This window comes from Algicola sagamiensis DSM 14643 (genome assembly GCF_000374485.1).
GTDB lineage: Bacteria > Pseudomonadota > Gammaproteobacteria > Enterobacterales > Alteromonadaceae > Algicola > Algicola sagamiensis.
On the sequence record NZ_KB894501.1, the window covers coordinates 21,677 to 33,419 of the forward strand.

The window sequence follows — 11,743 nt, forward strand, 5'->3', positions numbered from 1 at the left end:
TAGTAGTGTCGGTGCATGAAATATGAACCGTACAGTCAAATTATGTTGAAAGAAATTTTCTTCGCGACGGTATGTGGACTTAGCCTCAGTACCATAGCGACGGCACAACAGCTGCCATTAACGCTGGAAAAAATCATGGCCGACCCCTCCTGGCTCGGTCATGCGCCTACATATCCACAGTGGGGGCTTGATTCTCAACGCATTATTTACTTCCAAAAAAACGAAAAACAATTGGATGACCTCTATCAAGTCGTCAATGGTAAATCGTCATTGGTGCCATTGAAAGATTACGCATACATTCAGCAAGAGTCTCGTCGTTCGAATCAAAAGAAGACGGCGTGGGTTTGGTCACATGATGGTGATATTTATTTTCAAAATCAACACGGTATCAAGCAGATCACCCGGACGAATTACGAGGAATCATCTCCTCAGATCCTGATAGACGGTAGAGTTGCTTATCGCAGTGGCTTAGATTGGTTTGCTTATGATCCGAAAAGTGGGCTAACAGAGCAACTCGCAATGATTACTTTTGACGAGTCGAATAAGCACAAAGCAACGGATAGCTATCTCGCAAAAGAGCAACACCGTTTGATCCAATATGTGCAAAAGCAGCAAGCACGACAGGAGGCCGCAAAAGCGAATCGAGAAAAGCGATACCAAGCAATACACTACGCGACGAATGAGTTTCACTTAGGGTATGACAATACGATTGTGGATGCCGCTTTGTCTCCAGATGGAAAGTGGCTATTAGCTGCGATTGCAAAAGAAGCGTACGAAACAGACAGGGATGATTACATGCCGACATTCGTAACCGAGTCAGGTCGAATGGAGCAAGTTCCAATCCGTACAAGAGTCGCTGAATTCAAACCATATGATCATCAACTTGTCCTTCTTGATCTCATCAATGGTAAGCAGCATACACTTTCCTATAAGGGATTAACCAATTACGACAAGGATGTGCTTCAGTCGATTCGAGAAGAAAACAAGATTGAGCAAGAAAAGGAAAATAAGCGTTATATTCAGGTGAAAATGCTCTCTGCGCCAGCGCCAATTCAATGGCACTCGACAGGAAAACAAGTGGCTGTCATGCTTGGTGCTGTCGATCACAAAGATCGGTGGATTGTGACGGTTGATTTGCAAAATAAACAACTTGTTGAACAGCATCATCAACACGATCCTGCCTGGATCAATACATATCACTTTAATGAATTTGGGTGGCACGCTAAAAAAGAAGTGCTTTATTATCTTTCCGAAGAATCAGGCTATGGGCACCTGTATACCAAAGGAATACAAAGTCGCGCGAAGCAATGGACCGAAGGAGAGTATGAGGTTTCTCGAGTAACGATGACGCAACATGGCGATGCTTTTTTCCTCGCGAATAAAGAACATCCAGGCCACCATGATGTTTATCGCATGAATTTTGACTCTGGTGAGTTAAAGCGAGTGACTCACTTAGGAGGAAGAAATACCTACCATTTGAGTCCAGATGAACAATCTTTACTCATTGAACACTCCAGTATGACGCGCCCTCCAGAGCTGTATCGCCAATCAATAAAAACAGGCAAGGTAGAACAACTGACAAAGACAACTTCTCAAGCATACTTGGCTTATCCTTGGCAAACACCGCAAGTGATTGAGATACCGTCTTCCTATCAAGACAAGCCTGTATATGCACGATTTTATCGCCCCAAAAACGCAGAGAATGTGAAAAAGCGGAAAGCTGTGATATTTGTTCATGGTGCAGGTTATTTACAAAATGCCCACTTTGGTTGGTCAGGCTATTTTAGAGAGTACATGTTCCATCAAATGCTCGCAGAACAAGGTTATGTTGTACTTGATGTGGATTATCGTGCTTCCGCAGGTTATGGCCGAGACTGGCGCACGGCAATTTATCGTCAAATGGGCAAGCCTGAAGTCGAAGACTTAAAAGATAGTGTCCAGTGGCTGATTGAGCATGCGAATGTAGACCCAAAACGGGTGGGAGTGTACGGCGGCTCTTATGGTGGTTTTTTAACCTTTATGGCGCTATTCACTGAGCCTGAGTTGTTCCAAGCAGGTGCTGCACTTCGACCGGTCACCGATTGGGCGCATTATAATTGGGGCTACACGTCGCCAATATTGAATACCCCACAAGTTGATCCAATGGCATACCGTCGTAGTTCACCGATTTATCATGCAGAAGGGCTTAATAAACCATTATTGATTTGTGCGCCGATGGTGGATGATAACGTGTTGTTTCAAGACTCAGTCAGGCTGGTTCAACGTCTGATTGAATTGAAAAAAGAAAACTTTGAGACGGCGATTTACCCCGTTGAACCTCATGGATTTAGACAGCCAACAAGCTGGTTGGATGAATACCGTCGTATTTACAAGCTCTTTGAAAAGAATCTTTGATCTTTACGATGTTTCTTCTGTTTTGGCCTTGGTTTTTAGGACTTGAGGCCAAAGCATGATTGATGCGATAAAACCACCGATAGTACCGTATAGGTGTGCTTCGACGGCAACACGTGCATCGATTAAATGTTCAAGCTGCCCACTTGCTCCATAGGTATTTTCCAAGCCAACTTTCACAAAAACACCAATGGCCAATAACCATCCTGTTCGATAGCCAACCGTAATGTCTTTGACTGCGCCATAAAAAATGATCCCATGCAGCGCACCAGACAGGCCAACATAGCCCGTCATCTGTGGCTCAAATAGCCAAAGCCCAAGGCCACAAAATAATGCGCAAAACAAGGCGAGTGCCCAATAGCGGATAAAGGTGTAATGCTCAGCATGTAATGCCCAAACAAGGAGGATTGCACTGGCATTTAAAAGAAAATGGTTTTGGTTTGTATGGACGAAGTTACCAACGAGCATTCGCCAATATTCCCCTTGATCAATCAGTTCTCGTGTATAACCAATCATTGGACGAAGGGTTTCGTGGAACAAGAAAATGACCCCAATCACGATAAAAAGTGAAAGAGAAGGTAAAATGTAGCGCGGTTGTAAGGGTAAATTCAGCATTTTTCTATCGTACAATCCTCATGAACATAGAAATTGTATATGAATTCATGCTCAGAGACGACAGTAACTTAGTACGGAAAGAAAATTCCAGTCAAGATTTATCAAGTCGTCTTTACGTAATATTGTGGTGGATTTTCCAATAATGGTACACTTCGATTTTTTCGTGAAGAAGTTGATCATGCAACATCATAAACAGTGTTTTATACGTCAAAGGGTAAAACCGTATGCATCACTGCGCCTCATCTGTTTTGCTTATGCTGGTGGCGGAGCGAATGTTTTCCATCAATGGGGTGAGTCTCTACCTGAATATGTTGAAGTCATTTGTATTCAATTGCCTGGTCGTGGCGCAAGGATGTTGGAGCCGAACATCGATGATATGCCGACACTTGTGGAACATCTCTTGTCGGAAATCGATGTGCTTTTAGATATTCCTTATATTATTTTTGGACATAGTCTGGGAAGTAGAATTGCAATTGAATACGTCAAACAACTGCAAGCGCTAAGGAAGCGCTTGCCACTGCACTTTATTGCTTCAGGAAGCCGAGCTGCGCACTTGCCTTCTGATAACAACCCCATTTTTGATTTACCGGATGATGAATTTATTCAAGAGATTGAGCAATTAAATGGCACACCGAAGGAGGTACTTGAAAATCAAGAGCTGATGTCGCTTTATATGCCAGTTCTTCGCGCTGATTTTAAATTAGCGGATACTTATCTGTATCATTCAGAGCAAGAAATCGGTTGTCCAGTCACGGTTTTTGGTGGTGAGTTGGATGATATTTCTCAAGTTCAATTAGAAGCTTGGGGTACGCTTTTTTCAGGGCCTTGTGCGTTAAAAATGTTCGCTGGCGATCACTTTTTTATTCATTCGGATAGAAAACACGTTTTACTAGAAGTCCAAAAAATTATTGAGCGTGAGAATCAAGCTGCGTTGGTTTGAGGGAAAGCAGGAGCGATGCTCCTGCCTGCATAAATGCCTGATTTTCACATGTTTGGCGTATGTTTATTCACTATTGTAAGCAGTCAATGTAGTGAGCAGTGCAGTCATGATGAAGGCTGGTTTATTGGGAAATTGAACTCATATCCTTCGTTAATGTGAATGTTAATACTTAAGAGTTGAAATAAACTCAAATACAAAAATATAGAATTATAACGTAAGAGAAATGAACGGATAATGAACATTTTGAGCAAAATAGATTCATTTTTTAAATCATGAAATTTTATTGCTTTTATTGAATTTAATTACAAAAAATAGGAAAAAATTCTTATTCCATAGTACGAATCTCCACCATATGATGGAAATGCAATCAGAAGTAAGCTGAAAATTCATCAATAAAAAGAGGTTTGCATTATGAAAATAAGAAAGATTGCATCGTCCTTTCAGATAATAACAGGGTTCACGTTACTGGGTCTCAGTCAAGCGCATGCATCAACTGAATCACCCGCAAACTACAGTCCTCAAATTTACACCACGTCACAAGATCACAAAATTGGATATTTATCCAATCCAGGACAATTAACGCAAAAGCTGCTTCAGCAGGAAGGTTGGTCGAGTCAATTGGTCATGGATGGCGTGACTTTGTCAGAAGTTGCGCTACTTGTGATTCATCCAGAATCAGATACAGATAATGGAGCGCATCAATTGCTCCGTGAAGCGATCAGAAAAAAGAAAAACCTGATGTTGCAACTCTCGAGTTTAGGCTCTGAAGCGCAACGATCAGCCTTTACTGCGCAATATTTAGGGATTGGCCTGTCTGACCCGATTGTACTTGTTCACTTTCAACAAGGCGAAATGAGTTATCAATCCATTTCTATAGATGGAGATCCACAATTACAGGAAAATCAGCAACGTCTCATCGATGAGGTCACAACGATTGTTCAAAGCTGGGAACAAGAACCCAAACGCCGTACAAAACGATCGACCCGGATGTCGAGATTGGCATCAGCCGCTGCTTCTGGAGAAGATTACAAACCTGAAGCAACAATCCCGATTGAGTTTCGCCGTATCAATGTGAAATGTCGTGTTGGTAAAGAGTTTGATGGGAATGGGTGGTCAAATACGGGAAATTGGAATGGCCATATTGAGGATGCTTGCAATGGAGAAGGCAGTGTTTCGCTGTTTTACACACTCGACTTTATTCGCTCAGTACCCTACAACGGTGGTGGGGATAATAATGCGGATGATGCCAAATATCTTCGAGTGACGCTAAACCCAGAAAAAGGTTCAGGATCCGGTTGGCACTTGGTCGATAAGCCACGACACGAACACACATGGTTTGAAAGCTGGACCAATCGATTGACTTGGTTTGGCCCCATTGCAATGGACTATGGGGTAGAAGTGTATTCCAGCGATCCAGAAGTACGCTTATATACATCCATGCCGAATAACAAACCGAAAGAAAGTGATATTCGTGATGTGACGGGATTCTCGGTCGGTGTATCTGGCGGCTTGAAAGCTGAAGTTGGTGATAAGGGACCGACTGTGGGTGGCGATATCAAGGCGGATTACAGTTACAACAGCTCTCGTTGGGTTTCCTATAAAATCTACGAATATACACTTGAAAATCAATCGAAAGCTGGGCATTCAGACAAAGCTCGGTGGTTGTGGGACCGGAAGTGGGATGAGTATTCAAAACATTGGAGAACAAATGATACCTGTGCGCTTTGGTGTAGCGATTGGTTTTTCAAAGACTCAGAGTTTACCGCAGCTGCCTACGCAAATTATAAGCCTGGTTTTAGCGCAACATTCCGAGTGAACTCAGATAAGCAAGGCAAGAGCCTGTTTACCATTAGCAACAAAGTCACGATTGCTGCACTTGGTGGGCGTGTTCAATATATGGGATTTTTACAGGGCTATACGCCTTGGTCATATAGTGGCACAGAATATACCTTCAATAAGCACTTTGAAGTGAACTGGGATGCCGCCGTATTCGAGCCAGAGCGCAATGTTTCGATTGAAGCGTTCCGTTATAGCAGTGCTGAGGGTGTCTGTTTAGATGTTGCGTATGGTGCAATTGAGGATGGTGCGGCTGTTGTAGGTTACGCCTGCAACTATGATAACAACCAATTATGGGGGTTGGATAACTACCAGCGTTATAAATCCCGTGTTGCACCAAATCGTTGCTTGACCGCGAATGATGACGGCTCATTAACTGTCAATGTTTGTACTGCGGCTGCGAATCAAAAATGGCGTTGGGAGAATGACCAGCTTGTCAATGAACTCGGCGGCAATCTGAGCATTGTCGATGGTGATGTGAAAATGAGTAAGGAAAATACGCATTACAATGCATGGCGCAATTACGTACGCAATATTGAGCCAGATAAAATCCTGTCCGTTTACTAGGTTTTGTAGCGCCTTCTGAAATCTAAAAAAGCGTTCTTAATTGAGCGCTTTTACTTATTTTTCATCTCATATTCGTTTTTATTACCTCTTTTGGGTTATTTTTTTTCTTTCTTGAATTGATAGTATCTATTTCTATTGAGAGAGAATTCCTATAGATGGAGTTTAAAGTACGAAGAATCTAATTCTATTTGCTTATTTGAAGTGTGCTTTAAAATGGATATGGATTTGTCAGTGATTTGATGAGGTTTTCAATCTTTGTTTCAAAGGAATGTCTAGCGGATGATTAATCTCAAATGAATCGCGACGGGGAGTATTATTAGCCAAAGCAGCGAAGATTGAAAGATTAATATACCTAGATTGGGCTCAAATGAATTTGATGTGGCAGAGGTGGTATGTTAGGAGATGTGAGGCATTTGCTCGTTTTTGCGAAAGTTGTCGATAAAGGCTCTTTCCGAGATGCAGCAGAAGATTTAAATTTGTCCGTGGCGTCAGTGAGTCTGTATATTTCTAAATTAGAAAAAAGTTTGGGCTTCGCTTTATTGTACCGAGACACGCGGAAGTTTTCTTTAACTTCAGATGGAGAAAAAATATTTACAACCGCAAAAGAAATTTTGTCACTCTATGAAAATGAAATATTGGATGTCTCTAAACATCAACAATGCCGAACAACATGTATCAAGGTTTCCATTCCAGCGATATTGATCAACAGCCCCTTCATGGTGCGTCTTACTGAGTATATGAAGTCGTTTCCGCACTGTACATTGACGCTCCTTTGTAGTGATAACATCAATGATATTGTATCTGAAGGGATTGATGTCGCTTTTCGGGTTGGAGATTTGGAAGATAGCAGTTTAAAAGCAAGACCCGTCTATGCGTTTCAAAGAGTACTGGTTGCAAGTCCTGCGTTATTGGCGCAATACCCTCAAGTAAAAACGCCTTGTGATTTGGAAAGTATTCCATGGATAGGACTCACGATGAGAAGTAACGTCAGAAAATTTGCTCATGCAAAAGTTGGGATAGAAACAATCCGTTACGAACCCAGAATTCAAGTGGACAATGTAGAAGCGGCTTATCAATTTGCGAAAGAAGGAATGGGGCTTGCAACTCCACCACTTTTTCTTGCAAAAGCAGATCTTGAAAATGGTTCCATCACGAGCGTATTGGAAGATTGGGAAATTGATGCGTTAAAGGTGTATGCTGTTTGGCCATCAAACGTTAATCCATGTAGTGCCGTTTATTCCCTTATTCATTTTATGGATATGCAATCGAAAACACACCTCATGTAATTTTTTGAGGCCTAATGCTTGACTTGATTTGAGTCGTGCTTCAATCCCATCAAATTGAATAATATAGAGTGGTTGATACCATTTTTATCAACCATTCATGCTTTAGAACTTTCAACTTTTATACGTATTTCCTGATTGATTCAAGCATTAGATAAATTTATTTGAAACAAGTTCTTTTGTTTTAAATTTATAAATTTAAACAGTTTATTTTAATATTTTTTTCTTGATTAGGAACGTATTTACCCATTATTTTGCTCATCAGTTATTCATCATAATGTACGTGTTTTATGAATCATTATTCATTCTCATGGAGGCAAAATGAGTGAGAAAAAGTGCGTCCTGATTTTGGATAGTCAATTACCCCCAGGTATTTTGGCGAATGCTGCTTCGGTATTGTCTGTGAGTCTTGGACGGTTTGCGCCTGAGATGGTCGGTGAAGATATGGTTGACCAACTTGGAGATACAAGAAAAGGGATAACAACTATTGCGATACCAATCCTGAAGGGGGATGGGCTATTACTTCGACAACTCCGTGAGGCGTTGAAGCCATACGAGGATAGTCTCATCGTTGTTGATGTCACTGGGGCAACCAGAACCACACGTTCCTATGCGGAATATCAACAAGCAATGCGTGAGACGCCAATAGAGCAAACGGAGTATTTGGGAATTGCGCTCTATGGAGACAAAAAGCTCGTGAACAAGTTCTCAGGAAATCTAGGGTTGCTTAGATAAACCTGGAAAAACACCATTCAATCAATCATCTATATAAAGTGGATTTAGGTATGGAAACACAAGAATTAAACCTTAATACAGTCATTGAAAATGAACCTCGTTATCTTATTCCAGAAGATACCTACGATTATGACCATCCGGAAGTGATCCATTATACGGATTACTTTATGCAAGAAGCGGCGAAGTTGAATGTTTTCGTCAATATCAATGCAACAATTCAAGCGCATCGTTCACTGATAGCAGCACAAACGATGGCAACAGCATGGTATGACTTCGCGAAATATGTGCCTTCGTTTATTACGAAAGCTGTTGCTATGACGGACGATCCTGAACGTCAACATCACCTGATTCAAATTGCTTATGACGAGCTGGGTGGACAGGATAAGAACTTCATTCACTCAAATCTATTCCTGGAAGCGATTGAAAAAACTTCAGTTCCGCTCATTCATATTTCCAGTTCTTCATCAATTAAGGATGTCTTGAATTGGTTGGACAAAACATTAACGGAAACAAAGACACAATCAGGCATTGTAGGGCTGTTGTTAAGTTTTGAAATTATTGCAGAAGAGAACATAGAAACGTTATTCAATGGTCTGTGTTACACCGATAAATGTGACGAAATTTTATCAAAAACACCATTTTTCAAAATTCACCGTGCTGACGAAACTGAGCATATTCGTCACTCGGTCGCAAACTTCCTCCGTTTCTGCCAGACCGAAAAAGACCGTCAGGATTTTAAGGCATCTTTTGATATGGGGGTGGAGTATTGGCAACGTTTTTGGGATCAGATTGCTCGCTTAATCAATCTGGAAGTAGATGCACAAAAGTCTGCTTGATGATTGAGGAGAGTAAGCGATGAAAACAGTCGTATTTATTGAAACAAATTTCAGTGGGCTAGATGCGATTGCCTATTGTAAGGCAAAAGGCTACCGCGCAGTGCTGGTTACCGATAGCTTTGACCGTTTTCGGAATTGGTTTCCTGAAGCAAGTTTGAGCAAGTTGGATAAAGTTGATCAAGTTGTATCCGTTCAATGTTCAAGTGATGTCGATGAAGTCGTCGAGGCTCTACAGAAGCAAGTGGAGCAGATTGATGCTGTTCTGACATTTGCTGAAATTCGTACGTTGACGGCGGCAGTGATTTGCCAAAGGCTGGGACTGAAAGGTGCAGAGCCTGAATCAATCGAAATTGCACAAGATAAATATTTATTCCGTAAAGTGCTGCTGGAAAAAGACGCTGACCGAGTACAGTGTCAGCAACTTTCCAGAAAGGATATCGGGTGTGGCGTTGCTACACCTGATCTGTTTCCTTGCTTTGTGAAGCCTGTTTTTGGTCATTCAAGTATTGGTGCAAGGCTTTGCCACAGTATTGAAGATATGAACGCTGTATTTGACCAGTTAGAAGCGACAGAAGAAGAGTGGATCTCAGAAATGGTTGTTGCTGAAGATTATCTTTGTGGGGAATTATACAGCGTAGAAATGTTGACAACGAATGCTGGTGTACACCAAGTCGTCGGTATTTCCGACCGTTCAACGGTGAATGGCAGTATCGAGATTGGTGCTTCATTTCCACTCAAGGATGAGATCAATGAGGTGATTATTTCAAAGGCTTGCGCTGCACTGGATGCAATCGGTTATGACTTTGGAGCCAGCCATGTGGAAATCATTCTAACCGATAATGGCCCTCACTTAGTTGAGATCAATACTCGTGTGGGTGGCAGTGGCCACTCGGTGATGATGGATTTATCAACATCTCGTTCGATAGTTGGAGATTGTGTTGAATTGGCGTTGGGGCAGTTAGAAGCGAAGACACCACTTTACGAACACCAACAAGGTGCTGCTTGGCATTGTTATATCAGTCAAGAACCAGGCCTCATTCAATCCTTACCCTCGATGGAAGCGATCAAAGCTTGCACGGGTGTCAAAGATGTATGGTTCCACCATGATGCCGGTGATCACATTGATGGTATTGAGTCCAACTTTAACTGGATTGTTCAGGTCATGTGTGTTGGTGAAGAACAGCAACAAGCCAAACAAAATGCAATGTCAGCAATTCAGTTTATTGAATCGCATGCCGCATTTATACCAGGAGCTGAATGATGGCAGTACTGAATCAGGGACGCCTCAATCTGTTACTGGCTTCCAGTTCATTGACGATTTCATCCGCAGGTTCGATTTTATTGCATATCGTTTTTGCTTTGAAAATCTATGAGCAGACCCAGTCCGGTCTGCTTACTTCATTTTTTATCTCTTTACAGTGGTTGCCGATGTTATTGGTGATCATATACAGAAGTGACTGGGAACACGGGCTAAATCCTAGAACGCGGTGGTACCTCTTGGATGGGCTTTGTGCATTATTGACTTTACCCATTCTACTTTTTATTCCAAGTACCGACTATTTTGCAATCGTGGGATTGCTTTTTGTTCGCGGTATTTTCGACCAAATCAATCGAATTAATAAAACCGTTGCTGTCAAAGCTCTTTTTCCGAAAGAGAAAGCGATACATTACGCTTCTTTCCTTCAAACAGGCTATCACGTCGGGATTGGGCTTGCGGCCGTTATCGGGATATTCCTTATTGATAACTTGGATCTTATGACTGTTGTGTGGATTGATGCGGCCACTTTTGTTGTGTCAGCCGGATTGCTACTTTGCACGACATCGATAAATGCGGTGGACTTTCCGAGACAAGTCGCGCGTTCACCGTTTAAAAAGCGGATCCAGGAATACATGGAAGCGCTTCGAAGTGAGCCAAGACTCTTCTTCTGCGCTATTTTGCCGCCCGCAACCGCAACTTTTTTTCAAGGAACATACAGTGTGCTTCAACCATTATTTCCAATTCAAGGATTAGGTCTTGGTACGGCAGAGGTCTCAATATCTTATATCCTTGCGAGTATTGCGATTGTGGCAGGTTCATCTGGATTTTCAATATTTTGTAAACGTTACCAATTGTTCGAACGTTCTTTCCAACAGACGATTTTCCTTGTGGTTTCTTTATCTTTCATTGCCGCGTTGAGTTATGTCTTATCCGTCTGGACACAAAGCCCGGTTGTGAGTGCGATTTTCTTCACCATCATGGTCTTGCTTTTTGAATTTGTCTGGATGAATGGTTATGCCGGTATTGTTGCTTTTGCACCGAACGGGAAACTCGGCTCTGTATTTGGTATTTCATTTTCGATTGGATGCTTGATGGCAAGCTTTATTGGCATGCTTGTCGGATTGCTATTGGACATGACGGAAAACAACTTTTTACTCGCTGTCGGCACTTTTATGTCGATTTATCTTTTGATTATTTTCATCGGATGGAGTCAGTATCGAAAATTAATGGCTCCTGCTGAAACCGCTGTTTTGAGTACGCTTCAAGAAAAGGAGAATTAATG

Annotated in this window: 9 protein-coding genes; 8 read left to right on the top strand and 1 reads right to left on the bottom strand. The window is 41.9% G+C overall.

Translation table 11 applies throughout. The annotated features are described in order from the left end of the window. Positions 1-15 precede the first annotated feature (15 nt). Complete coding sequence (locus C505_RS22540) at positions 16-2,394, top strand: S9 family peptidase (RefSeq protein ID WP_083938355.1); 2,379 nt, start codon at positions 16-18, stop codon at positions 2,392-2,394. A 3-nt stretch (positions 2,395-2,397) separates the two neighbouring features. Here C505_RS22540 and rrtA read toward each other — a convergent pair whose 3' ends face one another. Then, positions 2,398-3,006: a rhombosortase gene (rrtA, locus tag C505_RS0114880; protein WP_018693426.1), complete on the bottom strand. Its 609-nt coding sequence runs from the start codon at positions 3,004-3,006 to the stop codon at positions 2,398-2,400. Between the two features lie 178 nt (positions 3,007-3,184). Between rrtA and C505_RS22545 the strand changes: the two genes are divergently transcribed. From C505_RS22545 to C505_RS0114915, 7 genes are all read left to right on the top strand, one after another. Beyond that, positions 3,185-3,946 carry a thioesterase II family protein gene (locus C505_RS22545; RefSeq protein WP_018693427.1) on the top strand — a complete coding sequence of 254 codons (762 nt, stop codon included), beginning with the start codon at positions 3,185-3,187 and terminating at the stop codon, positions 3,944-3,946. A gap of 411 nt (positions 3,947-4,357) precedes the next feature. After that, a complete protein-coding gene (locus tag C505_RS0114890; RefSeq protein WP_018693428.1) occupies positions 4,358-6,349 on the top strand; it encodes a leukocidin family pore-forming toxin in 1,992 nt (663 codons plus the stop codon). A gap of 392 nt (positions 6,350-6,741) precedes the next feature. Then, on the top strand, positions 6,742-7,635 hold the full coding sequence (locus C505_RS0114895; protein ID WP_018693429.1) for a LysR family transcriptional regulator: 894 nt from the start codon (positions 6,742-6,744) through the stop codon (positions 7,633-7,635). 318 nt (positions 7,636-7,953) lie between these two features. Continuing rightward, positions 7,954-8,367, top strand: coding sequence for a DUF2000 domain-containing protein (locus C505_RS0114900; protein WP_018693430.1), 414 nt, complete (start codon positions 7,954-7,956; stop codon positions 8,365-8,367). A gap of 50 nt (positions 8,368-8,417) precedes the next feature. Next, positions 8,418-9,203 (top strand): iron-containing redox enzyme family protein, encoded by a 786-nt coding sequence (locus C505_RS0114905; protein WP_018693431.1) that lies wholly within the window; start codon positions 8,418-8,420, stop codon positions 9,201-9,203. Between the two features lie 19 nt (positions 9,204-9,222). Further along, a complete protein-coding gene (locus C505_RS0114910) occupies positions 9,223-10,464 on the top strand; it encodes an ATP-grasp domain-containing protein (RefSeq protein ID WP_018693432.1) in 1,242 nt (413 codons plus the stop codon). Further along, the gene (locus C505_RS0114915) at positions 10,464-11,741 is read left to right on the top strand and encodes an MFS transporter (RefSeq protein ID WP_018693433.1); all 1,278 of its coding nucleotides are present in this window, start codon (positions 10,464-10,466) and stop codon (positions 11,739-11,741) included. Before C505_RS0114910 ends, C505_RS0114915 begins: the two co-directional genes overlap by 1 nt. Positions 11,742-11,743 lie beyond the last annotated feature (2 nt).

Bases quoted from the DNA above. Each gene is read 5' to 3' on its own strand.
- C505_RS0114915 (WP_018693433.1), top strand. From the start codon at position 10,464: ATGGCAGTACTGAATCAGGGACGCCTCAATCTGTTACTGGCTTCCAGT.
- C505_RS0114900 (WP_018693430.1), top strand. From the start codon at position 7,954: ATGAGTGAGAAAAAGTGCGTCCTGATTTTGGATAGTCAATTACCCCCA.
- C505_RS22545 (WP_018693427.1), top strand. From the start codon at position 3,185: ATGCAACATCATAAACAGTGTTTTATACGTCAAAGGGTAAAACCGTAT.
- rrtA (WP_018693426.1), bottom strand. From the start codon at position 3,006: ATGCTGAATTTACCCTTACAACCGCGCTACATTTTACCTTCTCTTTCA.
- C505_RS0114905 (WP_018693431.1), top strand. From the start codon at position 8,418: ATGGAAACACAAGAATTAAACCTTAATACAGTCATTGAAAATGAACCT.
- C505_RS0114890 (WP_018693428.1), top strand. From the start codon at position 4,358: ATGAAAATAAGAAAGATTGCATCGTCCTTTCAGATAATAACAGGGTTC.
- C505_RS0114895 (WP_018693429.1), top strand. From the start codon at position 6,742: ATGTTAGGAGATGTGAGGCATTTGCTCGTTTTTGCGAAAGTTGTCGAT.
- C505_RS0114910 (WP_018693432.1), top strand. From the start codon at position 9,223: ATGAAAACAGTCGTATTTATTGAAACAAATTTCAGTGGGCTAGATGCG.
- C505_RS22540 (WP_083938355.1), top strand. From the start codon at position 16: ATGAAATATGAACCGTACAGTCAAATTATGTTGAAAGAAATTTTCTTC.